The sequence below is a fragment of the Paenibacillus xylanexedens genome (genome assembly GCF_017874615.1).
GTDB classification, from domain to species: Bacteria; Bacillota; Bacilli; order Paenibacillales; family Paenibacillaceae; genus Paenibacillus; species Paenibacillus xylanexedens.
In genome coordinates this window covers 165,918-190,995 of sequence record NZ_JAGIKV010000005.1, presented here as the reverse complement: position 1 = coordinate 190,995, position 25,078 = coordinate 165,918, and the positions used below count along the sequence as shown (strand labels likewise).

The 25,078-nt window shown below is 47.3% G+C and carries 21 protein-coding genes; 19 read left to right on the top strand and 2 right to left on the bottom strand.

The features are described 5' to 3' along the window. Positions 1-26: 26 nt before the first annotated feature. The 14 genes from J2Z28_RS08545 to J2Z28_RS08480 all read left to right on the top strand — a co-directional run bounded on the left by J2Z28_RS08545 (position 27) and on the right by J2Z28_RS08480 (position 15,872). The gene (locus J2Z28_RS08545) at positions 27-602 is read left to right on the top strand and encodes a TerD family protein (RefSeq protein WP_076213449.1); all 576 of its coding nucleotides are present in this window, start codon (positions 27-29) and stop codon (positions 600-602) included. A gap of 93 nt (positions 603-695) precedes the next feature. After that, entirely contained in the window at positions 696-1,277 is a 582-nt protein-coding gene (locus J2Z28_RS08540) for a TerD family protein (protein WP_036606267.1), read from the top strand. Positions 1,278-1,302: 25 nt separating this feature from the next. After that, positions 1,303-2,559, top strand: coding sequence for a TerD family protein (locus J2Z28_RS08535; protein ID WP_211081929.1), 1,257 nt, complete (start codon positions 1,303-1,305; stop codon positions 2,557-2,559). Positions 2,560-2,750: 191 nt separating this feature from the next. After that, positions 2,751-3,971, top strand: a complete 1,221-nt coding sequence (locus J2Z28_RS08530) for an HpcH/HpaI aldolase/citrate lyase family protein (RefSeq protein ID WP_081745837.1) — start codon at positions 2,751-2,753, stop codon at positions 3,969-3,971. Beyond that, positions 3,901-5,334, top strand: coding sequence for a phosphoribosyltransferase family protein (locus J2Z28_RS08525; RefSeq protein WP_211081928.1), 1,434 nt, complete (start codon positions 3,901-3,903; stop codon positions 5,332-5,334). Before J2Z28_RS08530 ends, J2Z28_RS08525 begins: the two co-directional genes overlap by 71 nt. Next, positions 5,331-6,482: a cysteine protease StiP family protein gene (locus J2Z28_RS08520; protein ID WP_211081927.1), complete on the top strand. Its 1,152-nt coding sequence runs from the start codon at positions 5,331-5,333 to the stop codon at positions 6,480-6,482. Before J2Z28_RS08525 ends, J2Z28_RS08520 begins: the two co-directional genes overlap by 4 nt. Then, entirely contained in the window at positions 6,482-7,330 is an 849-nt protein-coding gene (locus tag J2Z28_RS08515) for an HAD family hydrolase (protein ID WP_211082038.1), read from the top strand. Before J2Z28_RS08520 ends, J2Z28_RS08515 begins: the two co-directional genes overlap by 1 nt. Beyond that, entirely contained in the window at positions 7,331-8,380 is a 1,050-nt protein-coding gene (locus J2Z28_RS08510; RefSeq protein ID WP_211081926.1) for an ATP-grasp domain-containing protein, read from the top strand. It begins immediately after the preceding gene. A gap of 305 nt (positions 8,381-8,685) precedes the next feature. Then, positions 8,686-9,438: a hypothetical protein gene (locus J2Z28_RS08505; RefSeq protein WP_211081925.1), complete on the top strand. Its 753-nt coding sequence runs from the start codon at positions 8,686-8,688 to the stop codon at positions 9,436-9,438. 11 nt (positions 9,439-9,449) lie between these two features. After that, the gene (locus J2Z28_RS08500) at positions 9,450-10,553 is read left to right on the top strand and encodes a toxic anion resistance protein (protein ID WP_036606281.1); all 1,104 of its coding nucleotides are present in this window, start codon (positions 9,450-9,452) and stop codon (positions 10,551-10,553) included. A gap of 146 nt (positions 10,554-10,699) precedes the next feature. Continuing rightward, the gene (locus J2Z28_RS08495) at positions 10,700-11,266 is read left to right on the top strand and encodes a hypothetical protein (RefSeq protein ID WP_211081924.1); all 567 of its coding nucleotides are present in this window, start codon (positions 10,700-10,702) and stop codon (positions 11,264-11,266) included. A 368-nt stretch (positions 11,267-11,634) separates the two neighbouring features. Further along, the gene (locus J2Z28_RS08490; RefSeq protein WP_211081923.1) at positions 11,635-13,443 is read left to right on the top strand and encodes an ABC transporter ATP-binding protein; all 1,809 of its coding nucleotides are present in this window, start codon (positions 11,635-11,637) and stop codon (positions 13,441-13,443) included. After that, on the top strand, positions 13,424-15,262 hold the full coding sequence (locus J2Z28_RS08485) for an ABC transporter ATP-binding protein (protein WP_211081922.1): 1,839 nt from the start codon (positions 13,424-13,426) through the stop codon (positions 15,260-15,262). The genes J2Z28_RS08490 and J2Z28_RS08485 overlap by 20 nt, the downstream gene beginning before the upstream one ends. 274 nt (positions 15,263-15,536) lie before the next feature. Beyond that, positions 15,537-15,872, top strand: coding sequence for a hypothetical protein (locus J2Z28_RS08480; RefSeq protein WP_211081921.1), 336 nt, complete (start codon positions 15,537-15,539; stop codon positions 15,870-15,872). A 92-nt stretch (positions 15,873-15,964) separates the two neighbouring features. Here J2Z28_RS08480 and J2Z28_RS08475 read toward each other — a convergent pair whose 3' ends face one another. Beyond that, on the bottom strand, positions 15,965-17,569 hold the full coding sequence (locus J2Z28_RS08475) for a bifunctional metallophosphatase/5'-nucleotidase (protein WP_211081920.1): 1,605 nt from the start codon (positions 17,567-17,569) through the stop codon (positions 15,965-15,967). A gap of 306 nt (positions 17,570-17,875) precedes the next feature. On the opposite strand from J2Z28_RS08475, the gene J2Z28_RS08470 reads away from it, so the two are divergent. The 5 genes from J2Z28_RS08470 (at position 17,876) to J2Z28_RS08450 (ending at position 22,032) form a co-directional block, all read left to right on the top strand. Further along, complete coding sequence (locus tag J2Z28_RS08470; RefSeq protein WP_211082037.1) at positions 17,876-18,826, top strand: phosphate/phosphite/phosphonate ABC transporter substrate-binding protein; 951 nt, start codon at positions 17,876-17,878, stop codon at positions 18,824-18,826. Positions 18,827-19,003: 177 nt separating this feature from the next. Continuing rightward, on the top strand, positions 19,004-19,801 hold the full coding sequence (gene phnC / locus J2Z28_RS08465) for a phosphonate ABC transporter ATP-binding protein (protein WP_211081919.1): 798 nt from the start codon (positions 19,004-19,006) through the stop codon (positions 19,799-19,801). Further along, positions 19,798-20,649, top strand: a complete 852-nt coding sequence (gene phnE, locus J2Z28_RS08460; protein ID WP_244988179.1) for a phosphonate ABC transporter, permease protein PhnE — start codon at positions 19,798-19,800, stop codon at positions 20,647-20,649. Before phnC ends, phnE (J2Z28_RS08460) begins: the two co-directional genes overlap by 4 nt. Then, the gene (gene phnE, locus J2Z28_RS08455; protein WP_211081918.1) at positions 20,646-21,452 is read left to right on the top strand and encodes a phosphonate ABC transporter, permease protein PhnE; all 807 of its coding nucleotides are present in this window, start codon (positions 20,646-20,648) and stop codon (positions 21,450-21,452) included. Before phnE (J2Z28_RS08460) ends, phnE (J2Z28_RS08455) begins: the two co-directional genes overlap by 4 nt. Positions 21,453-21,771: 319 nt before the next feature. Beyond that, positions 21,772-22,032: a hypothetical protein gene (locus tag J2Z28_RS08450; protein WP_211081917.1), complete on the top strand. Its 261-nt coding sequence runs from the start codon at positions 21,772-21,774 to the stop codon at positions 22,030-22,032. Positions 22,033-22,128: 96 nt separating this feature from the next. On the opposite strand, the gene J2Z28_RS08445 is transcribed toward J2Z28_RS08450, so the two are convergent. Next, the gene (locus J2Z28_RS08445; RefSeq protein WP_415841514.1) at positions 22,129-24,915 is read right to left on the bottom strand and encodes a DUF5689 domain-containing protein; all 2,787 of its coding nucleotides are present in this window, start codon (positions 24,913-24,915) and stop codon (positions 22,129-22,131) included. Positions 24,916-25,078 lie beyond the last annotated feature (163 nt).

The window sequence follows — 25,078 nt, the reverse complement described above, 5'->3', positions numbered from 1 at the left end:
TTTAAATAAGCGAGGATGATCACACGATGGCAATTAATCTCTCTAAAGGTCAAAAAATCGATCTGACTAAAACGAACCCAGGTTTGACAAAAATCACAGTAGGCTTGGGATGGGATACCAATAAGTATGATGGCGGAAAAGACTTTGACCTGGATGTATCGGTATTCTGTGCCAATGCAAACGGTAAAGTAGAAGGCGAGAAAAACTTCATCTTCTTCAACAATCCACAAAATGAAAATGGTTCTGTTGTTCACACCGGTGACAACCGTACAGGAGATGGCGACGGTGATGATGAGCAGATCAATATCGACCTGCCTAACGTACCCGCAAATGTAGAGAAAATTGCATTCTCTATTACGATCTACGAAGCTACAGAACGTAGCCAGAACTTCGGACAAGTCTCCCGTGCTTATGTGCGAATCGTCAATGAAGCAAACAACGAAGAACTGATTCGTTTCGACCTGGGAGAAGACTTCTCCATTGAAACGGGTGTAGTTGTTGGTGAATTGTATCGTCATAGCGGCGAGTGGAAGTTCAGTGCCATCGGTAGTGGTTACCAGGATGGATTGGTTGGATTGACACGCGATTACGGTTTGCAATAGGACGTACAGAACGACTTACAGGATGGGAAGAACCGTCTCCTGGACGGTTCTCCTTTTCATTTAATCACATATCTTGGAAAGGTGGAAAAACAAATGACGATCAGTCTTGCCAAAGGACAACGTATTGACCTGACTAAGACGAATCCGGGCCTTACCCGTGTGGTGGTTGGTTTAGGTTGGGACACGAACAAATATAGTGGTGGAGTCGATTTTGACCTGGACGCTTCGGCTTTTTTGTTGTACGAAGATGGAAAAGCCAAAGGTACGGATGACTTTGTTTTTTACAACAATCCAAGCGGCGGTGCGGGTTCAGTGACACATACCGGTGACAATCGTACGGGTGAGGGTGACGGGGATGATGAGCAAGTTGTCGTTGACTTCAGCAAAATCCCTGCGCACATTCACCGGATCGGTATTACGGTAACCATCTACGATGGAGATGGACGAGGGCAGAATTTTGGACAAGTCTCCAACGCTTTTGTTCGTGTTGTAGATGCTGCAAGTGATCGGGAAGTGCTTCGTTTCGACCTCGGAGAAGACTACTCTACAGAAACAGCTGTGGTGTTCTGTGAGTTTTACCGTGCAGGTGCGGACTGGAAATTTCAGGCGGTAGGCAGCGGCTTCACAGGTGGACTATCTGCTTTATGCAAAAATTACGGACTGGATGCACAATAACTTGGCATAGAAAGGTGAGTCTGCTATGGCGATTTCTGTCGTGAAAGGCCAGAAGAGTGATCTGACCAAAACCAATCCGGGCTTGTCCCGTCTAACGGTAGGCATTGGTTGGGAGGCAGCCTCGGGTGTGGAGCTGGACACATCAGCATTCCTTCTGGGTTCAGACAATAAAGTGGCTGGAGATGAGGATTTTATCTTCTATAACCAGCCCTCTACCGCGTTTATCACGTATATGGATGGTGGGCAGGTTAGCGGTGAGAAGAAACAATTCGCCATTGATCTTGGCAAAATCCCTGCCCGAATTGAGAAAATCGCCTTCAGCCTGACGATTCATGACGGTGAAGCACGACGCCATCATTTTGGACAGGTTCAGCATGGTTTTCTACGGTTTGCCAATGCAGCTGCAGGTCAGGAAGTGATGAGATATGATCTGGGAAGCGGTTTTACAGTGGAGACCGCGATTGTCATCGGTGAATTGTATCGCCATAACGGAGAATGGAAGTTCAATGCGATAGGATCGGGTTTTGCAGGTGGCTTGAATGCACTCTGTGCCAACTTTGGTGTGGATGTGGATGGTGGATCGGACCCTGCACCAACGACTTCAACCGTTCCTCCGACAGCTGTACCGACTCCACCACCCCCGGTGCCCGCACCAGAACCGACGCCTTCCCCTGTGAATTCGATCAATTTCAGCAAAATTGAATTGAAGAAGAAGGGCGACACCATTAACCTCAAGAAAAATGCGGGGGGACTTGGTGAAATCCTGATTAACCTCAACTGGAATCAACAGGGTAGCAAAGGGTTATTTGGTCGTAGCAAAAGTGTGGATCTGGACTTGGGCTGCCTGTTCGAGATGAAGGATGGTACACGAGATGTGATTCAGGCCTTGGGACAGACGTTTGGTTCACTGAACCGTTTCCCTTATATTGCACTGGATGGGGATGACCGGACGGGATCTGTTAAGACGGGAGAGAATCTGCGGATTAATGGTGCCCGTATCTCGGAAATTGAGCGCATCTTGGTATTCACCTATATTTATGGTGGTGTGGCCAACTGGTCTCAAGTAGACGGTGTGGTAACCATCCAGCAGAAGGACGGCCCGGATATCATTGTCCGAATGAATGAATACGGGAGCCCGCTTGGCATGTGTGGCATCGCCATGTTACGCAATGTGAACAATGAGACATTCAGTATTGAACGAATCGTGCAGTTCTATAATGGGCATCAGGCGTTGGACGAGGCTCATGATTGGGGAATGCAGTGGGTTGCGGGAAGAAAGTAATCATTTGTATTTATTCAATATATAAACGCTGTATCGGTCAGCGCCATTGCAAGGATACTGTTGATTAACGTTATCCTCGATAATAGACCATCAATCCCTCCAGACTAAGGAGGGATTGGTTTTTATGCCCCGACAGCTGGAATCAACTATTGCAGATTGGCTATTGCCAAAGGTGCGAGGAGGAGACAACCCTGAAATATTTTAACTTTTTGAGTCTGGAAGAAGAAGATACTTTATTTTTCTCTTCACCCGTCTCGTTCAATCACCGGACTTCCAAAGATCTACTGGCATATGCTGTTGGGGCTGCTTTATATATGCCCGCGACGCGCACACATATCGCGGACGACATTATGAATGGTAAACATGAAGGTCTGACGACCATTATTATTGATCTGGAGGACGCTGTGGGTGACGACCAAGTAGAGTTTGCCGAGCAGTGTCTGGTACAGCATCTAACTCAACTGATGACTTATATGGAGACAGGCATGCTGAGTCAGGATCAAATGCCTCTTCTGTTTGCTCGTGTACGTTCACCACAACAGTTGGAACGTCTCATTGATACGTTGGGAGAATTGGTGTCCATGCTGACAGGCGTGGCATTGCCCAAGTTTTGTGTGGGCAATGGAAGAGCCTATTTCGACCAGATCCGCAGTTATAATCAACGGAAACCGGATCATTATCCCGTTCTCTATGGAATGCCTATATTGGAAACGGCTTCAATTATATATCGGGAGACACGTTGGGAGACCTTACTGGGCCTTCGTAACATCCTCGATGAAAATGTTGAATATGTGCTCAATGTACGCATTGGTGCGACCGATTTCTCCAGCCTGTTTGGACTACGCCGAAGCCCGGAATTGACCATATACGATATCGCCACGATCCGTGACTGCATCTCGGATATTATCAATCTGTTTGGACGAATGGACAAGCCCTATGTGATCTCAGGTCCTGTCTGGGAATATTTCAGTCAGCGGGAGCGCGTGTTCAAACCTCAATTACGACAGACTCCATTCGAAGAAACCCTGGGCAAATCAGGGCTGCATCTGAGAATGAAATATATTACGAATACAATGGATGGATTGATGCGTGAAGTCATGATGGACAAGGAAAATGGAATTGTAGGCAAAACGATCATTCATCCTTCTCATATTAAGCCCGTACAAGCGATGTACGTTGTTACACATGAGGAATATTCCGATGCCCAAGACATCATCGCCCGTAATGACGGTAGCCTGGGTGTGTTCAAAAGTAATTACTATAACAAAATGAATGAGATTAAACCACACTTGAGCTGGGCGAATCGAATTCTAATCCGATCACAAATATATGGGGTGTTACATGAACAGCAGCATTTTGTCGGGCTCTTGCCCAAGCACGAACAACAACATAACTACGTTCCCAATTCTTGATCAATTCAGTCTGAACGTTCAGGTTACACATAACCCGCTGCAACTTCCACTAGAATCTCTATTTTCCATGGCTGCACGCATCAATAAGAAACGTTCATTTCTGTTTGTAAGCAAACTGCTGGGCAAGCACATCCCGGTTAACCCGTATACCTCGCTTCTGAGTGGCGCGGCATTGGCTGTTCTGTTATATGAGCACCTGACTGAAAAGACGGAAGAGACGAAAGTTCAGATCACCGAGTGGAAACGGGAAATGGTCGAGGGGCTGATTGATCCCCAACAAGCCCGGCAAGTGTACAACATGCTGTTGCAAGAAAGCTTGAGTTTGCCGGAAACGATTCGTTTTGTTGGTTTTGCCGAGACCGCTACAGCGTTGGGTCACAGCATGTACGAGATGTTTGCTGATCAAGCTTCTTATATTCACACCACTCGCGAGTATGTTCCAGCGATGCATCCAGATATTCAATTTGAAGAAGAACATTCCCATGCGATGGCTCATCGTTGTTATGCGTTGGATCATGAAGCTTTTGCAGGAGAGGGCCCGATTGTTCTGGTGGACGACGAGATTACGACGGGCAAAACGACGTTGAATATCATTCGGGATATTCAGGCCAGATACCCCCGGAAGCAATATGTGATTGCTTCGCTGTTGGACTGGCGTACGGAAGCGGACGAACTTCGGTTTGCCGAACTGGAAGCTGAACTGGGGATTACCATTACACCGTTAAGCCTGTTGAAGGGTCGCATTGAAGTAGTGGGTACTCCACAGTTGGAACCAACACAGCAAGATGAGCAGCTATTTCATCCTGCCGTAACGCTTCAGACTTCTACCGTTGCCGATGACTTCGAACAGCTACATGCCACTTCGGAGGATGGTGAAGGCAAACGCAGCACAGCGAGCTACGTCCAACATACGGGCAGGTTTGGTATGCAATCCCGTCATAATGGCGAATTGCGCCAGGAGATTAGCCGGATTGCAGAACGGCTTCGGACGCAGCGTACGGGAGAACGGACTTTGGTGATGGGAACAGGGGAGTTCATGTACATTCCGATGCGTATTGCTGCCGAGATGGGAGAAGGCGTGTTGTATCAATCCACTACCCGCAGTCCAATCCATACACATCCGGCTCCAGGATATGCTGTTCGTAGTGGTGCCGGATATGCCTCACCGGAAGACGCATCCGTTCATAACTTTATCTATAACATCGCCCCGGGACAGTATGACGAGATTTTTGTTCTGCTGGAGAGACAGATGTCCGAAGAACGAATGGAACCGATGTTGAAGGTACTGGGGCAGTTGGGGTGCGGACACATTCATATCGTATATTGCGGCTTGCCAGAGAAGACAGGGGACAACGAGCAATGAACATAACTACACTGGAGCTAATCAGACAACGTGAGATTCCGTCTCCCGAACAGATGGGCAGTTATGCTGCATCGGACGTTGTTTTCCTACTGAAGGATATCAGCCATGTTGATCTGGAAAAGGGAACGGGTGAGCGGGAGCAGGCGATCCAATCCGGGGTTCATTATTCGGAGATGCTGCCCGTGGAATATCAGCCCACAGCAGAATACATCGAGCTGTTTCATCAGACGCTGGAACAATCCGCTGCAAGAATCGCGCGTCATACCGCTATTGTGGCTGAGAAGATTGTAGAGCGCAGGGGACTGAATCTGGTACTAGTATCTCTGGCTCGAGCCGGAACACCTGTGGGCATCCTGATCAAACGTTATATTGAATTGAAATACAAAGTGACGATTCCGCATTATAGCATTTCTATTATCCGTGGCAAGGGTATGGACGAGAACGCAATTTTATATATTTTACAGCAGCATGGTCTGGAAACAGCCATTCAGTTTGTAGATGGTTGGACAGGCAAAGGGGCTATTCGCAAAGTGCTGAAAGAGTCCTGTGACCAAATGGAACGGACTTATGGCGTAAGTCTTGATGATGATCTTGCTGTGTTGGCTGATCCGGGGCAATGTTCAGGAACTTTTGGGACAAGGGAAGATTATCTTATTCCTAGTGCTTGTCTGAATTCCACCGTCTCGGGACTCGTGAGCCGTACAGTACTTCGGGATGATCTGATTGGGCCGGCAGATTTTCACGGGGCCAAATGGTATCGTGAATGGTCCTCTGCGGATGTGTCGACCGAATACGTGGATACTATTGCTCAGCATTTTCCGCAGATGATGGACCAAGTGGAGATTCGCTCGGACGACAATGCTACTGATACTTCGGAAATCACCTGGAAAGGCTGGCAGGATATCGAGGCCATCCAGCAATCCTTTGGCATTGCCAACATCAATCTGATCAAACCTGGAATCGGAGAAACAACCCGAGTGTTATTGCGCCGGGTCCCCTGGAAAATTCTTGTGGATCGACTGGATAATCCGGATTTGCAACATATCATGATGCTCGCCAGAGACAGAAATGTGCCGGTTGAGGTATATCCCGGATTAACCTATTCTTGTTGCGGCATTATTCAATCCCTGGGAGGTGGAGGAGAATGATGATCTACGCAAGTGATCTGGACCAGACGCTGGTGTACTCCCGTCGTGCGCTCCGTATTCCCGAAGATACACCGGGACTTGTTCCCGCAGAGTGGATTAACGGCAAGTTGTCCGCTTTTATGTCAGCATATGCACTGGAGCGGTTGCAGTCTTTGCCACAAGACATTGTATTTATGCCTGTGACTACACGTACCGTGGAGCAGTATCGGCGCATTCACATTTTTCAGACCGAATGTATTCCGAAATATGCGGTGACAAGTAATGGTGGTAACATCATTGTTGACGGTCAGGTGGATGATGAATGGAATCTGCACATCCGTTCATTGCTTCGTCAGCAGGCAGCTGCTCCTGAAGAGATCCTGGATTTATTTGACGATGTGCTGAGCCCGGAGTGGGTAATTAATCAGCGATTGTGTGATGAGCTGTTCTATGCACTGTTAATTGAACGTGACAAGCTTCCAATGGAACGCATTGCGGACAAGATTCGGGTGTTAGAGACGCTGGGATGGGAGAGTTCGATTCAGGGTCGGAAGCTCTATCTGGTGCCTTCGGCCGTGAACAAACGAGCTGCAGTGGAGCATATTAGGCAACGCATCGGTGATGTGCCTGTGATTGCTTCAGGTGACTCGTTGCTGGATCGTTGTTTGCTGGACTTTGCGCAGCATGCCATTGCTCCGTCCCACGGAGAGTTACATGTGGAGAGACAGCGTGTACCTGAGCAGGTACCGTATCAATTTACGAAACAATTCGGTGCTTTTGCAGCAGATGAGATTCTCGATTACGTTCACCGTATTCATAACGATCAACAGACCCAGATAGACCATGCCGAGATAAGGGAGACCGTATAAATGAAAAAAATGAAGATTTACTTCAACCGTTGGTTCTCTGTAACGTATCATTATATGAATGCGATTCGGGACAATGAGGACGGTATGGAATTTGAGATCTACGGTACTCATCCTGATCCGGGACACATGGCATTACAGGGCTGTGATGTTGCAGAAGTTGAACCGCGTGTAACAGGTCGGGAATATGTAGATTTTTGCCTCGACTTTTGCCGTCGTCATCAGATTGATGTGTTTATTCCACGCTGGAACATGCTGGACATCAGCAGACATATCTCCCTGTTCGAAGAGATCGGTACACGGGTTATCGTATGCTCGGACACGGAATTGCTGGAACAATTAATGGAAAAAGACCGCTTCTATGAATCGGTGCGTGAGAAAGGCATTATGGAGATTCCGGATTATTTCACGGTCAGTAATGCTGCCCAATTCCAGCAAGCCTATGAGGCGCTGCGTGCACGTGGACATGATGTATGCTTCAAACCATGTAATGGTGAGGGCGGCATGGGATTCCGGGTGATCAACAATGAGAGTGACCCGTTGCAGGAGTTGTTCGGATATGCGCTTAACTCCATTTCGTATGAAGATGCCCTGCGCGCTTTCTCTTCTGCTCCGTCCTTTCCCAACGTCATGGTGATGGAGGTACTGGAAGGATATGAATACAGCATTGATTGTCTTTCGGACCGCAATGGGAAACTATTAACGGCTATTCCGCGTAGAAAAGAAAGAGGACGTTTGCGTTTGCTCGAAGAAAACGAGGAATTGCTGGCGATTGCCCGCAATGTGGCAGAGGTATATCGGATTCCTTATAATTTTAATATTCAGATGAAATATCGCAAGGATACACCGAAGCTGCTTGAGATCAATCCGCGTATGTCGGGAGGGTTGCACATGTCTTGTCTGTCGGGCGTGAACTTCCCGTATCTGGCGGTCAAGTCTGCACTTGGCCATGATATTGGACCACTTCATCCGAAGTTTGGCATACTGGGAAGTCATATCGAACAGCCATTTATAATCGACGTTCAGAAGGTAAGCGGAGTACACCACGTCTAGCTGAGAATTTTCCTCAACATTGACACCTTCTGGATGGTTTTTTTACAATACGGATAAGAGGTTATTCAAAAAGTCCACTTTTGATTACGAATAATGCCTTACGGCATCATCAGCATCGAATATGAAATTCAGCCGAAATAAGCGGGAGGCTTACGAAGTATGTTTCCTTTGGAAACATTGTGGTTGCTCACGTAGTTTTCCTACGTTCCGCTACTCCATTTCTATCTTCATTCCATCTTCTCGGTACTGAAAATCAGACTTTTTGAATATGCACTGTATGTGTTGTTAAGGCAGGAGGACAAGTAATGTTACGGAAAACGAAGATAGGTATAGGCGCATTGGTTGGTTATGGTCTCGCGGCAATCTCGAGTCCCTTTCTACCGGATGTCATCACGTGGGCAATTCCGGCACTGGCAACTGTGGTCGGGGGATTGATTCCTTCACGTTCCACGCCACGCACACAGGTGGAGGGTTCGTCATCAGCCCCTGTACCCATCACAGATATCGGGAATGAACCATCCCGCTTGAACGGGGGACAAGCACCGAGCGCAGTGCCAACAGGGGTTAATGAGACTTCTACGGGACAGCCCCATTCGAGTTCCGCTCCCGCACAACATGCGGGCACAGAACAAGCGAAGCCTTCCCGGACTGAACCAGATCCTGTATTTGATCCGGTGATTGAATACCTGGAAGTTCTGGAGGATATGATTATCTCCGAAGGTCAGAAGAACGAGCTGGATAATGAGATCGTGGAGAAATCACTGGCGTTGTTTGCCCGTCTGCAGCGTGTGATTCCTTCCCTTCAGGAGCTAAACAATGGGGATATTAACCATACGGTGCGCAGACTGATTTTGAAAGATTTGAACGGTTTTATTAATCCATTTCTACGTTTAAGTGGAGAAGCGAAACGCAATAATCGGCGTATGCTGCTGAATGGTCTTCGAGACGTAGATTCCAAGATATCGGATATTGTATCAACGATTGAACATAAAGACTTAATGGAGCTCCAGAACAAAGCGGAACTAATACATCAACGGTATAACAGCTCTGAATTATAGGAGGGATTGGCATGGCAACGGAATGGGCTCAGTTGAAGCAGGAAGATGAGCAACGGATTAACCAGGAAGCAACGCAGCTTATTCAGAAAGTGTCCCAAAGTGACCCGGCTCACCTGGATACCTTAATGGATGATATCGGTAAGTTGGGCGTGAAAACACAAGAGAGAGCAGGTCAGACCCTCAAGCTGCTTGATCGCCCAGTCAATGAACTGATGTCGGGGAATCGGGCAGAGGTATCAAACATGATCCTGAAGCTTCGTGATGAATGTGAAAGTTTGCAGCAGAGTAAAAATGTGAGTTTTGTCGGGAAGTTGTTACGTAAAAGCCCGCTGAAAAACTATGTATACCGTTATCAATCCGTTCGAACGAACATTGATGCCATCATTAACGGGTTGCGGGACGGCAAGGACAACCTGGAAGAAAGCATCGTGAATATGCGTCAGTTGAAACGTTCTTCCATTCAGGAGATCTACAATCTGCAGACCAAAATCTCTTTTGGTAATCAATTGAAAGCATTGTTTGAAACCGAGATCGCCAAGCCCGAGAATGAGAATCGTAAAGCACATCTGGAGCGTGGGTTGCGCAAAGTGGTTACACGTACCCAATCCATGACAGAGATGATCATGCTGTACAATCAGGCGATCGCAGCTACCGACATCATTAATGATAACAATGACAAGCTGATTGATTCCGTTAATAATGCCATTGATAAAACAGCGAATCTGATCACCGTTTCGGCCATGATTGCGATGGCACTTAATGATCAGGAGAAGGTCATTTCTGCTGTGGAAGCTACGAATAAGACGATTGAAGATCAATTCAAGGAGAACGCCAGATTGTTGAAGACAACAACAGAGAAAACGAATGAACTGTTGTCCAAACCGGCCATGTCCCTTGAAGCAGTCAATCAGGCGATGGGTGATCTGATGTCTGCGCTGGATCTGTCCGAGCAGTCCAATCGCCGGATCATCGAGAGCTGTAATGACTATACCAACAAGATGACAACACTTAACGCCAAAATGAGTGATCGACTGGGTCTGGAAGGGCCGAAAGCTGCTGCCATTCCGGAGAAAAACAAACCGGATTCCAGCGCACTAGGGTCTTTCCTGGATTAGGTAATAGAGTAGGGATTCGCTGCATATGGCATGGACATCACTACATGTATTTATTTTCTACGAGGGACGCTGAGTGCGTCTCTTTGTTTCATTTATTTGATAGAATGAAGTTAAAATCTGGGGTTGTGCAAAGGAGCTTGCTGAACATGCTGGACTTTTCATTCGAGATTATTGATGAGACCAAGATTAATATTCAATACAAATATGGCAGTGAGTTCTTTAACTTTAACCTGTATTATGCAAACGGGGAGTGGACGCTGCATCCATTTGACGGCATACTGATCCAAAACCGTGAAATGTGCAGTCTGATTGTATCTGAGCTGCTCCGTAACAAAGATTTTCATGTCATGTTGGCTAAAGAGAAAATCATCTTATCCCAATTGCGCACCAGTGTTAACCTCCAGTCCAATGAGACGGATGAATGGGTTGCAGATCGAAGAAACGCAGATTATTCCAGTCCTGATGATGAGTTGATGGATTACATAGGGAACCACAGTTTCGAAGACATATTACAGCTTGAGCAAGAACAGATTGAGGCCAGAGTGCAGTTCTTCCAACAGATTATTCAGAGAATGTTTATGGAGGGACTTGGACCGGAAGATGCTGATTTTATCAAAGTTCAGGCCGTGATTCGGATATATAAGGAGACGTACGATCGCCTGGGCGAGTTGAATGATGACTATCGGGGTGAGCGTGGACGTAGAAGATGGTAGTGAAAATCTTGCTTAGTATGTACACAGATAACTATATTTCTGTGAAGTTAGGCAGATGAACTGAATTTAAGGCATGCATTTCTTTTCGATCTAAGATATGCCTGGTAGAGCGGGCGAACTTTAAGTTTTAACTAGCGTGGGGAAGGGAGACCTTCCTTTTTTTACTGCCAAAATGAAGAGAAGTTTATTGTATTGGGAAAAGTAGGGTAATAAGAATAGAAGCGGCATTGTAAAATACGCTATAATAACCATATGTGTACATAGAAATGATTACATATTGGACGCTGTGGAGAAAACAACATGTCTAATGGAGGCTCTGAGCTGGAACGTGTTATCGGTTTAGGGTGCTCCGAGCCGGAGGAATGCTTATGATCAAGCTGTTGTACTACTTGAAGAAGTACCGAGTTGCCGCGATTGCAGCCCTGGTCATGATGTTAATTGAGCTTGCGGTGGAGCTGGCTCAGCCTTATCTGATCTCCAAGATCATCGATAACGGGATTCAGCAGGGAGACCTTTCTGTCGTCTGGCTATGGGGTGGCGTGCTGGTTGGTAGTGCTGTTGTGGCTTTTGCTGCCGGAATTGCCAGTTCGTTCTTTGCATCCCATGCAAGTCTGGGGTTCGGATACGATCTGCGGGAGAAGCTGTATGAGAAAGTGCAAACGTTCTCTTATGCCGTCTTTAACCGGTTCGCGACGTCGTCCCTGATTACCCGATTAACGGGGGATGTGACCCAGGTTCAGGACACCGTCTTCATGAGTCTGCGCTTCATGACGCGTGTGCCGCTGGTGGTCATTGGGAGCATGATTATGGCAGTAATCGTGAACCCAAGGTTGGGTCTGCTGCTGGTTGTTATGGTGCCTGTACTGCTCATTGTTGTGGTGTGGATGATCAAAAAGGCAGCGCTGCTGTTCCGCAATGTGCAGCGCAGACTGGATGCCGTCAATGGAGTCATCCAGGAGAATCTGACAGGCATTCGGCTGATCCGTGTTTTCGTACGGATGGGCCATGAGATCGAACGCTTTGCCGGATTCAGCGGCAAGCTGATGAAAGGCACAATCTCCGCGCTGCGCCTGACGGAGACCACGATGCCGTTCATGCTGCTGATGATGAACGTTTGTATTATCGCCGTGTTATGGTTTGGACGAGTAGATATTGCCTCCGGTAATGCAACCGTGGGTGAAGTGGTCGCCGTCATTAACTACCTGCTTCGCACAATTGGTGCCATGTCTGCGTTGTCATGGATTCTGGTAACCTTCTCCAGAGCAAGCGCTTCGGCGCAACGGTTGAATGAAGTATTTAATACGGAGGACACGTCGGAGACTGAACAGACGAAGTCGTTATCAACGTCTGCACCATCTGCTGGATCTGTGAAATCTTCGCATTTTCCGCAATCTGTATACCCAGCGAAGAAACAGCGCGCTGTACAGGGAGCGGTTGAATTCCGCAGTGTAGGCTTCAGTTATCCGAATAGTGAAATTACAGTACTGGATAACATCACATTCACTGCAAAAGCGGGGGAGCGCATTGCCATTATGGGAGCAACTGGCTCAGGCAAATCTTCACTGGTGCAGCTTATTCCGCGGTTATACACAGAGGATCAAGGAAAGGTACGGATTGATGGTGCTGATGCATCAGAGCTGGATCTGTCCATGCTGCGTGGTGCGATAGGTTATGTGCCTCAGGAGGTTGTCCTGTTTACCGGTTCCATCCGGGAGAATATTGCCTGGGGCCAGGAAGATGCTACCTTGGAGGAGATCGTGGAAGCTGCAAAGCGCGCGCAGATCCATGAAACAATTGAGAATTTACCAAACGGTTATGATACATTGCTGGGTCAACGGGGAGTTAATCTCTCCGGTGGACAGAAGCAGCGACTTTCCATTGCACGAGCACTGGTACGTAGACCAAGAATTCTGATTCTGGACGATAGCACAAGTGCGCTGGATGTGGCCACAGAAGGCAGATTGTTGGATGCATTGGAAGAATTGTCGTGTACCACGTTTATCATCACCCAGAAGATTAGTTCGACCACTTCGGCGGATCTGATTCTGCTACTTGATGATGGACAACTCATTGGACAGGGAAAACATGAAGACTTGATGGAATCGTCAGAGCTGTATCGTCGAATTCATGAATCACAATACGGGGAGGGTGCACAGCATGTTCAAAGCATTCATTGAGCCTTTCCGTCAGCCGCCACCGCCGATTGATCCGGAGACGTTACGATCAGGTGGTGGTCGCAAACCCAAGGCACGGGCGAAGAACTGGTCAGGTACGCTAGGTCGTATCTGGACCTATCTGGCACGTCGCAAGGTTAAGCTGTCCATGGTACTGTTGATGGTGTTTGCCAGTTCCGCACTCGCTTTGCTTGGCCCCTACATGGTGGGGGTGGCCGTGGATGATTTCATCGCGGGCGAAGCCGGCTCAAGCTGGACTCGGTTTCTGATTGGATTAACCGCAGTGTATGTCTTGTTCTCTCTTACATCCTGGTTACAAAATATATGGATGATCGAAATTGCACAGGAAACTGTGTTCCGCATGCGGTATGACCTGTTCTCCCATCTGCACAAGCTGCCGATTCCATTCTTCGGTAAACGCCAGCAGGGTGAGATTATGAGTCGGGTGACCAATGATATCGAGAATGTCAGTGGTACGTTGAACAGCTCGGCCATCCAGATCTTTTCGAGTGTATTAACACTGCTCGGAACGTTTGGGGTTATGCTCTGGCTCAGTCCGCTACTGACCCTGCTTACCTTTATCGTTGTGCCTCTGATGGCCATCGGCATGCGTTGGATAACGCGCAGAACGGGACCGCTCTTCAAGGAGCGGCAGCGTAATCTCGGTGAACTTAACGGTTACATCGAAGAGACGTTATCCGGGCAGCGGATCATTAAGGCATTCTCGCAAGAGGAGCGTGTGATTCGAGGTTTTGAGGAACGAAATACCCGCATCCGGATTTCCGGTTTCTGGGCACAGACGATCTCTGGTTTTATCCCGAAACTGATGAATGGATTGAACAACCTGAGCTTTGCGATTGTGGCGGGCATCGGTGGTATTCTGGCGATTCAGGGTTCCGTTACGGTTGGGGTGATTATTATCTTTGTGGAATATGCCCGTCAATTCACCCGTCCGCTGAATGATCTGGCGAACCAGTGGAATACGTTATTGTCCGCGATTGCTGGGGCTGAGCGCGTATTCGAGGTGCTGGACGAAGATGAGGAAGCGAAGGATGAAGGGGCAGCGGTATCTCTGGACAAGGTAGAGGGAGCCGTTCGCTTCGACAAAGTATCCTTTGGATACGATGAAGGACGTAACATTTTGCATGACATCAGCTTTGAAGCCAAACCGGGTGAGATGATTGCTCTTGTGGGTCCGACCGGAGCGGGGAAAACGACATTGATTCAGCTATTATCCCGTTTCTATGATCCGACAGGTGGCACATTAACGGTAGATGGTCGCGATATGACCACCATTCGGCGTGAGAATCTGCGGTCACATATGGCATTTGTACTGCAAGATTCATTCCTGTTTCAGGGTACGATCCGGGAAAATATAAGATTTGGCCGTCTGGACGCGACGGATGAAGAGGTGGAAGCAGCCTCCCGGCTGGCGAATGCCCATTCCTTCATTGTGCGTATGAAGGACGGGTACGACAAAGTGCTCCAGGCCGACGGGAGCGGCATTAGTCAGGGGCAGAAGCAATTACTCGCCATTGCCCGGGCAATCTTGGCAGATCCATCCATACTCGTACTGGACGAAGCGACGAGCAGTATTGATACTGTTACGGAGATTAAAATCCAGGAAGGGTTGCAACGTCTGATGCAGGGACGAACCAGCTTTGTCATTGCCCACAGGCTGAACACGATCCGTCAGGCCGACCGGATTCTGGTGCTGAAGGATGGGCATTTACTGGAGCAAGGCTCGCATGATGAGTTGCTGGAACAAGGCGGTTTCTACAGCGAGCTGTATTACAGTCAGCTGCGTAAAAAGGCGCAATAGTCATTTTGGATAATATGTGACATGTATTAGAAAACTTGTAGGTATGCAAAAAGAGCAGGGATGAGGGCACGATGCTCCTCAATTCTGCTCTTTTTGCATATTTTATTGAATAAACGTGGGAAATGGAACTGTGATTGTATGTTAAAATAAGGATATATTGGAATAGATCCGTTTTTGGAAGGTTGCCAGCGGTTTTGAAGCATGAGAATGAATTTTTACACGTATGCCTGTAGTCAGTCATGTGATGCATTAAAAGAGAGGAGGGCAATGCGGAATGGAATTCAAATTAGGGAATGCTGCTCTTCTTCTTCCCCCTTTACACATTACGATTATTGCAATCATTATTATTTTCATTCTAGTAAGGTGGAGCAAGCAATTAGAAACAAGACGTTTTACGGTTTTCTTTTACTTTTTGATTAGTACGTTCATTACGCCAATTTATTCTCAAAGTACAACAAAAGGTGTCTTTGAGCTATGGATCCCTGCAGGATTTATAGTGGTTTTCTTTTATTTGATTCGCAGCGAAAGAAATCATCCATCTAAAATGAAAGCAAGTATTCTAGGGTTTTCCATAGCCTTATATCAGTTAATTCTTCAATATGTCGGATAACGGGATGGGACTGGATATTTCAATAAGAACAAGTAAGCAATAGGTTGAAAACAAAAGAGCAGATCCTGATCACAGGACCTGCTCTTTCTCACTTAACTTCCAATAACTTTCCAGTTGTCCGCCTGCTCCACCATTAACGGTTGGTGTCTGCGAATATAATCCTCCACCAGTGCGGCCATGTCCGTGGCACCTTCGTGCAGTACCTTTTTGCCCGGATACATCGCATAATCTCCACCGCCAGCAGCGCGGTAACTGTTCATCACCACAGAGTACAAGCCATTCATGTCCATTGGCTTGCCTTCATATTCCAACTTCACAACTCGGCTGCCTACAGGTTGGGAGATATCCAGCTCGTATTCCATGCCAGCCCACATATCGTAATTATAATGTTGGGGTTTGGGCTCCATATAAGCCGGATTGACTGCCACCTCACCAGAAGCATTCACTTCAAAGTAACGTGCCGTTTGTTCCAGTGCCTCCCGGATATCCTGACCACTCAGCTCTAGTACTGTCAGTGTATTAGGATAGATGAAGTTGGATAACACGTCCCGAACGGTGATATGGCGCCCAAATCCAAGAGCTTCTTCACTCAGCATGGCGGTATTGGACAGCTCGGCCCCGGTCGCTTCCATCTGCACTTGATGTACAAAAGCAATGAATGGATGTGCCTTGAGCCGCAGGGACGTAGCATTGGTGATAGATAAATCCCCGGCCACCTCGCCAATGGGTTGATCAAGCCATGCTTGTGCCTCGATTTCTACCTCATCCGTAAGTTTCAAGACCGTAGCATCTGGCTCAACTTCACTATGTTCATCCAGAAGTAACAACCGAGCCTGTTTATCTGTAATCTGCCACTTCCCGACCGATGATTGTTCCAACTGAACGGATACATGCCCGGCACCATTTCCACTGAATCCTGGCTGAATGACAGTTACGCCGTGAATATTAGCGGTAAGCTGACGATGCTGATGTCCGGTAAGCAACACATCGATGCCTTCGATGTCCCGACAGATGGCATAGCCTTGATTTTCCCCAGTTAACCGTTCGGTGGGCTCGCCTGTCTCCAGATCACTCTCAAATCCCCCGTGATAACTGACAACCATTACATCTGGTTGTTCATGCTCATGGATATAGCTAACCCATTTACGAATGGTCTCTAAGGCATCAAGGAACTGTAAACCCTCAATATTTTTCGGGTGCTCCCAGTTCGGTATGTAGTGCGTAGTTGCGCCCAAGAGGGCAATTTTAACACCCGTAGACAAGGTTTTGATTAGATACGGATGACCGAAGGCAGGTACGTCTGGTTGCTCATTTTTTACAATATTGGCAGACAGCCAAGGAAAGTTCGAAGCTTCAACTGCTCCGCGCAAGAGATTCTGACCATAGTTGAATTCGTGATTGCCCATCACCGCTGCATCATAACCGAGTTCATTAAGTACTGTAATGAATGGATGCACTTCGTTTTTGGAAACTTGTGAAGCTGCATAAGAGGCCAAGGGTGATCCTTGCAGCAGATCCCCGTTATCCACCAGCATGAGTTCAGGTGAACGTTCACGTTCCTTACGAATCAGGGAAGCCAGCAGGGCAAGCCCAGCCGGGCGGTAGGCATTAGTATTGTAATGAATGGGACGGATCGCCCCGTGCAGATCACTGGTGAACAGAATGTCGAAGCTTGCCGTATGGTTTGTGGATGTCATTTTACAATCTCCTCTAATATATAAGTTCAGATATATGGAATTACCATAAAGCGGAGAAGACAGAATAGGTTGAAGAACCGAAGTATATGCCGTTATCTCCGATGTTCTTCCTATATCTTCAACCATAATGAGCCTATTCTAACAGATACAAGTCCTGCTGACAGCCTGACAGGAAACTTTACAAAACTCCAAATTCCGTTTCACATCGCGCTAATATTTGGCAACTATAGTAGATAAGTACTGAAAAATAGAAACTCTTTGGAGGGTGTTCGTTTGAAGAAGTCTGCTTTATTTTTACCATTGTTGATGTTGGTTCTGTTTCTGAGTGCTTGTGGGTCTAGCAGTAGTACAACAGGTTCGGCTAACGGGGATAATGCGAGTTCGAATGCATCCGGTACGTCTACGGCAGAGACAGAGAAAGCTGTCGAAGGTTATGTGCCAACTGAATTGACGGTTCAATTTGTTCCTTCCCAGAACGCAGATACGCTTGAAGCCAAAGCGAAACCGCTGGAGAAGCTGCTTGGTGACAAACTGGGCATTCCGGTAAAAGTCAGCGTATCCACGGACTACAACACAATTATTGAAGCAATGGCTTCCAACAAAGTAGACGTAGGTTTCTTGCCTCCGACAGCTTATGTACTGGCTAAAGAAAAAGGCGCTGCACAAGTTATTCTGCAAGCACAACGTTTTGGTGTAAATGATGAGACTGGAGCTCCTACAGAGCAACTGGCAGATTCATATAAATCCATGTTCATTGTGAAAAAAGATTCGCCGATTCAATCCATCGAGGACCTTAAAGGTAAAAAAGTCGCTTACCAAAACGTAACGTCTTCCGCAGGTTATGTATGGCCAGCAGGTCTGTTGCTGGACAGAGGAATTGATCCATTAAAAGATGTAACACCTGTAACGTTGAAAGGTCATGACCAAGGTGTTATCGCTGTATTGAACGGTGACGTTGATGCAGCAGCTATTTTCCAAGATGCCCGCAACACGGTAGCCAAAGACTATCCGACTGTATTTGAAGATACACGTGTACTGGCGTTCACTGAGCCTATTCCTAACGATACCATTGCCGTTCGTACAGACATGAATGCAGATTGGACTGCGAAGATCAAACAAGCCTTCATCGATATCGGTAAAGATACTGAAGGTCACCAGATCATCAAAGAAATCTATACGCATGAAGGTTATGTAGAGTCCGATGATAGCAAGTTTGAGATCGTTCGTCAGTATGGCGAAAAAGTGAAAGGTGAATAATTCTGATCCAACAGTAGTTCGGGATCTGTTCACTTTGTAGTAGCTTTCTTGGATGGGAACAGCTTAATCGTAGCAATGGACAGGCCAGTTCAGCGTGATCTACGCTGCGCTGGCTTGTGCCATTATAGCAAGGACTCATGTATGGTTGATCATTATGAATGAAAGAAGGATATTGTCATGATTGAGCTTCATAACGTTACCAAAACTTACGCTAACGGCACCAAGGGCCTGGATAATATTAATCTGAAATTTGAGCAGGGTGAATTCATTGCTGTTGTGGGTCTGTCCGGTGCGGGTAAATCAACGCTCTTACGCTCCATTAACCGACTGCACGACATTAGTGAGGGCGAGATTCTGATTAACGGAAGTTCCATCACGAAGGCACAAGGCAAACGGCTACGCATGATCAGACGTGACATCGGCATGATTTTCCAGAGTTTCAATCTGGTGAAACGGTCCAGTGTACTCCGTAACGTACTCGCTGGACGGGTTGGATATCATTCCACCATGCGTACCATTCTGGGTCGTTTTCCAAAAGAGGATATTGAACTGGCATTCGGCGCTCTGGACCGCGTAAATATCTCGGAGAAAGCCTATTCCCGTGCAGATCAGCTATCGGGTGGACAGCAACAGCGTGTGGCTATTGCCCGTGTACTGGCACAGGAAGCGAAAATCATTCTGGCCGACGAACCGGTTGCTTCACTCGACCCGCTTACAACAAAACAGGTCATGGATGACCTGAAACGCATCAATCAAGACCTTGGGATTACCACCATCGTTAACCTTCACTTTATTGATCTGGCGAGAGAGTATGCGACCCGTATTGTCGGATTGCGAGCAGGCGAGGTCGTATTCGACGGTCCGGTGGAAGAGGCAACGGATGAGCGCTTTGCAGAGATATACGGCAGACCGATTCTGGCTGACGAATTGCTGGACAAGCAGGCTGTGCATGAGCAGGGAGAAGTTGTGGTATGAAAGGGCAGTCCAACGTTCCACTTCAGAATTCAGGAGGAGTGGGGAAGGAACCTGGTTCCAGCCCCGCTCAAGTTGTGAGTCGCCCGAAACCGCCTGGGCGTACGAAACATTTGCTCACCTTAGTGATCATTCTGCTCCTTCTGTGGGCCAGTGCCAAGCAGACGGATGCCAGCTTTACGGAGTTGTTTGAAGGTTTTCCCAACATGTTGGATCTGCTGAAAGAGATGTTTCCCCCCCGGTGGAGTTACTTTGATAATATCGTGCAAGGCATGCTGGAAACGATTCGAATGGCCCTGATTGGGACAACCATTGGTGCAATTATTGCGATTCCGGTCTCGATCATCTGTGCCGGTAACCTGATGCCAAGTCGCTGGATTTACTATCCGGCGCGTTTTCTGCTGAACCTGATTCGGACAGTGCCGGATCTGCTGCTTGCTGCTTTGTTCGTTGCTGTGTTTGGTCTGGGGCCAATCCCCGGAATCTTGGCACTGGCTGTATTCTCGATAGGTCTGATTGCGAAGTTGACCTATGAGACGCTGGAAACCATTGATCAGGGGCCACTGGAAGCGATGACGGCTGTTGGTATGAACCGGATTCAGCTCATTGTATATGGCGTGGTGCCGCAACTGGCTGCCCAGTTCACATCCTATGTGCTGTATGCCTTCGAAATTAATATACGTGCCGCTGCCATTCTGGGACTGGTGGGAGCCGGAGGAATTGGACTCTACTATGAGGCCACACTTGGATTCCTGGAGTATGACAAGACCAGCGTAATCATTCTGTTTACCCTCGTCATTGTTCTGGTCATTGATTATGTAAGTACTAAGCTGCGGGAGAAATTGCTATGATGAAAAATGAAACAAGCCGCATCCGGCCTAAACCACGGAAGAACCCGTTTCGCTGGGTCATTGTGTTACTGCTGATCCTTGTGTATGTCTGGGCGCTTGCCGGTGTACCATTTACTGGTTTCAAGGAAACCGCCGCTCAGATTATGAAGGCTATTGTAGCCGGGATTTTCTCACCGGACTGGGAGTTTGTATATTTGCCTGAGGGAGAAGACCTGCTGCGAGGACTGCTGGATACACTGGCGATCTCTGTGTTGGGTACCGTGATCTCGGCTGTACTCTGTATTCCGTTTGCCTTTTGGTCTGCCCGTAACATGAGTGGTCATCGTTCCATCTCGGGTGCAGGTAAAATGGTACTTAGCTTCATCCGTACGTTCCCTGAGATTATCATGGCCTTGTTGTTCATTAAGGCAGTAGGTCCCGGATCTTTTGCAGGGGTACTCGCCCTTGGATTACACTCCATCGGCATGTTAGGCAAATTGTACGCAGATGAAGTTGAAAATATCGACTACGGCCCATCTGAGGCGCTGCTTGCCTCCGGAGCCAATCGGATGCAGCAGTTGTGGTTTGCCATCCTGCCACAGGTTATGCCTGGCTTCCTGAACTATACATTGTATCGTTTTGAGATCAATGTACGTTCCGCAACTATACTGGGTGTAATTGGAGCAGGGGGGATTGGTACACCGCTGATCTTTGCATTGAGCACCCGAAACTGGCCGCGAGTAGGTATAATCCTGCTGGGTATTATCGTGATGATCACGATTATTGACTTGATCTCGGGGTATATTCGTAAGAAGCTGGTGTAGGATTAATGTGGTGCTACGAATATATCAGATGAAAAATTAAGATAAGTTGATAGCGTAAGAAGAGAGGGCTATTCGGTGCCAGAATATGGGCAGGGATAGTCTTTTTTTTGTGTCTGCAAATAAACAACGGTGCGTTCTTGTTGCTCAGCTAACCGTTGAGGAATAAGAGAATTCCAAGAATATGTATAAAGATGATTGAATTATTTTCCATTTACATGTAAGATTAATAGGTTTCTATATAAAGGGAATTAAGGATATTAATCAATACTCCTCTTAGATATCCATATTAAGAAGTGAGTTTTCAAAAGGAAGGTGACCTATGGAATTATTTCAATATATATGGATTGGGTTTATGGTACTCCTACTATTATACAGAATGATCTTTCAGAAGTTTAAAAAACATAACAGAGAAAATATTGGACTCAGTGCAATCCTGATCATTTTCACGGGAAGCGGTTATACGTTTACACAGATGAACTTGATTTTTGTCATTAGTGTCATCGCCGTCGCCGCTTATTTTGCTGTATGGAACAGCATTCTATTTGTTAGAAATGGATATGAGCCCGAACGTTTGAAATGAATGAAAAAAACCGAAACCATGTTGCCCTGTGAATCAGGCAATGTGGTTTCGGTTTTTTAGTTGCTTGGTTAAACGTTAGGCTTCTTTAACTGAGACTTAGCTAGCCAAGGGCAATGCTTTGGTTACTTGAACCGTAATTGTCTCTGTGCTTGTTACCCCTGCAGCGTTGATCAGCTCAGCACGATACGTATACGTTCCGTTAGCGCGACCCGACAATTCAGTTGTAGCACTTTGGAAAGCTGGTGTTGCCGCGTTCAAAGATTGTGTATCAATCAATACATCATTCTCATAGAGACGGTATTCGGTTGCATTTGTACCCCACCAGAGGTTCATGGATACGTTGTAGTTGCCGTCACCATCCCAGTTGTTTTGGGACAACGTAGCTTTGCCTGGAGCGGCATTGGTTACTTGTACCGTCAGCACGTCACTGCGTGTTGTGCCTTTGTCATTGGTCAACTCGGCTACGTAGGTATACGTACCGTTGGCTTTACCTGTAATAGCGGTTTTGGAAGACTGAGCCGATGGTGAAGCCGCAGTCAACTTCTGTGTATCGATCAGAACGCCATTCTCATACAGTTTGTACTCAGAACCATTTTCGCCCCACCAGAGGTTCATGTTTACGTTATACGAACCTTCGAACAGGCCAGTGGTATATCCATTATCAGAAGAAAGCACCGGTTTACCCGGTGCTCCTGCAGCTGGAGTGGAAGGCACTTCGCCGCCACCTTGCTCTTCAGCAGGTACAAAATCATTCAAACTTCTAGGTTTCAATTGATATACATCTTTGAAAATAGCGGAAACGCCTGTGATATCGATTTTGTCACCAGCAGCATAAGGGAAGGAAGTCTCCGTCACACCTGTACGGGTGTCTACACGGATATGTGTGCTCGTTCCATCTGCTGCTACCGCGTCGAATTCAAAAGATCCAACTGGTGTAGCACTGATGATATTCTCAATCGTTACATTTTTCAATTGAACCAGTTGACCTTGGTTCGCATCTGTAATTGCAGTAACCTCGATTGGAGCAGGTACGGAAGCCGTACCTGTTTTCTCAATCGCAACGATATCGGTAAGCTCGAACTCGCTGTTATAGATGGTTGTTGCTGCTGTTACTTTCACCTTGTCACCAGCATGGAAGCCGCTAGTGTGCTGGAATACGTAGATTCCAGCAGTTTCATCTTGAAGATAGAAGGCTTGTCCACCAAATGCACCTGGCTCTGTCGTCACAACACCTTCGATGGTTACGGTAGTGCCAGCAGCTTTGGTGCGTGCTTCAGCAACTGTGATAGCTGCTGGAATCGGTCCTTCTTCTTCCGGAAGCTGTTCTGCTGGCACATTGCCAACAGTCACGGCATTGGTGATCAGGTTGCTGCCATTCAGACGCAGACGCAAGCTCGCAGCGCCAGTTGTACCTGGTTTGATGCGGACATTCAGATCTTTGATCCCGCGACCTTGGCTGTCCGAGGTTACACTGAATGTGGAGCTATACCCGTACGAAGTTGGCCAAGTACCACTTTCATTCTGGATCATGGCGACCTGTGTTCCGCCAGTCAGATAGATACCGGCACTATAACCGGATACGGTTGTGTTTGGAGCCATGTTCTCCACAACTACACGAATCTGGAAGTCTTCTGCATTGGGAAGAGTATCCTGTTTCACGAAGCTGTAAGCAGCGTTCGCGCTGGATGCAGGTCCACCGTAAGAACCAGCCTTGAACGTGGAACGATCGTACCACTTGTATCCGGCAGCAGGTGCGGACCAAGGTTCAGCCTGTGGTTCTGTGGAAGCAGCCGGCTCTTCGAATGGCAGCAGCGCTGTAGCTGTGTCCAGTTCAAGTCCGTTCACTTCAGTTAGGCTTGTGTAGTTCTCTTGTGTAGCAAGCCAGTTTACAGTGTTCACGAGCAACACGGCATCATCGGCTTCTTTAAAACCGTCATAAGTTGTTTTGCGTGTGCCGGTCTCTTCACGCAAGTATTTAGGTGATGCATCTTCTACTGGAGAGGAGTCACCGATGAAGGCAGCTTTACCTGCGCCCAGCTTGGATACAGCCACGTAAGGACCTTCTTCAATCCCGCCACCGTTGTAGACACCTTGGTCCACCGCATTATTCCATTTTGCGTTGGTTTTTGGCAGGTACACAATACCTTTTGCCTTTTCCGGATCGGTGATTGCAAGTGTTGAACCGGCGTGCATGGCTACAGCCGATACCCCTTCTGTGATGCCAAAGGCTTGATCTGCCGGTACAACGATATTGGCGTTGATATCGCCAAGTGCGTTATAGCGGAAACGTACGCCGAAGTTATCGGACAACCAGTCCGAGCCGGTTACATTTTGCATCGCTTCAGAATTACGCTCATCGGTGCTCATACCTTTGGCCGGATCTTCGAATGCTCCCCGACGATAGCCGTTGATGACTTCAGAGCCATCCCAGCGGTTTTTATTACGGTCTGCATTATAGTGATCTCCAACAAAGAAGATGCTGCCGCCCGTTTCAACATATTGTTTCAGTGCTGCTTGTTCGGATGTTTTGAAAGGAATTTGAGGCTCTGCAATAACGAATACGTTATACTCTTTCAGATCATCATAGGTAAATGGAGTTGTCTTGCGAAGTTCTTTGACATAGTAACCATCATTCGCGAGTGCATTCCCGAAGTCGGAGAAACCTCCATCAATGACCCAGTCTGCAGCTCCAGCCGTTTGGCCGTGAGAGTTGTCGAACAATACTTTTTTACCTGCATTTTGGTTCACAACCTTTGCCTGGATGAACGGTGCCGGGTCTGTCGGTCCTTCCGCATGAACCGATGCATCTCCGTTCCATAATCCGACCTGAAGCGGCAAAGCCATGGACAATGCCAGGAGTGATTTTAAGAATACTCCTCGCATACCTGTTAATTTACCCAACCAAATCCCTCCCAAATAGTAGTTGATTCATGAGTTCGTCCATATTCTACCACATGAAAATCTCACATAGTCATAACAATTTGTAAAAATTAACTCGATATTTGTAAAATTGGGTCTTTTGACATATCGATAGGCATTTCGGTCC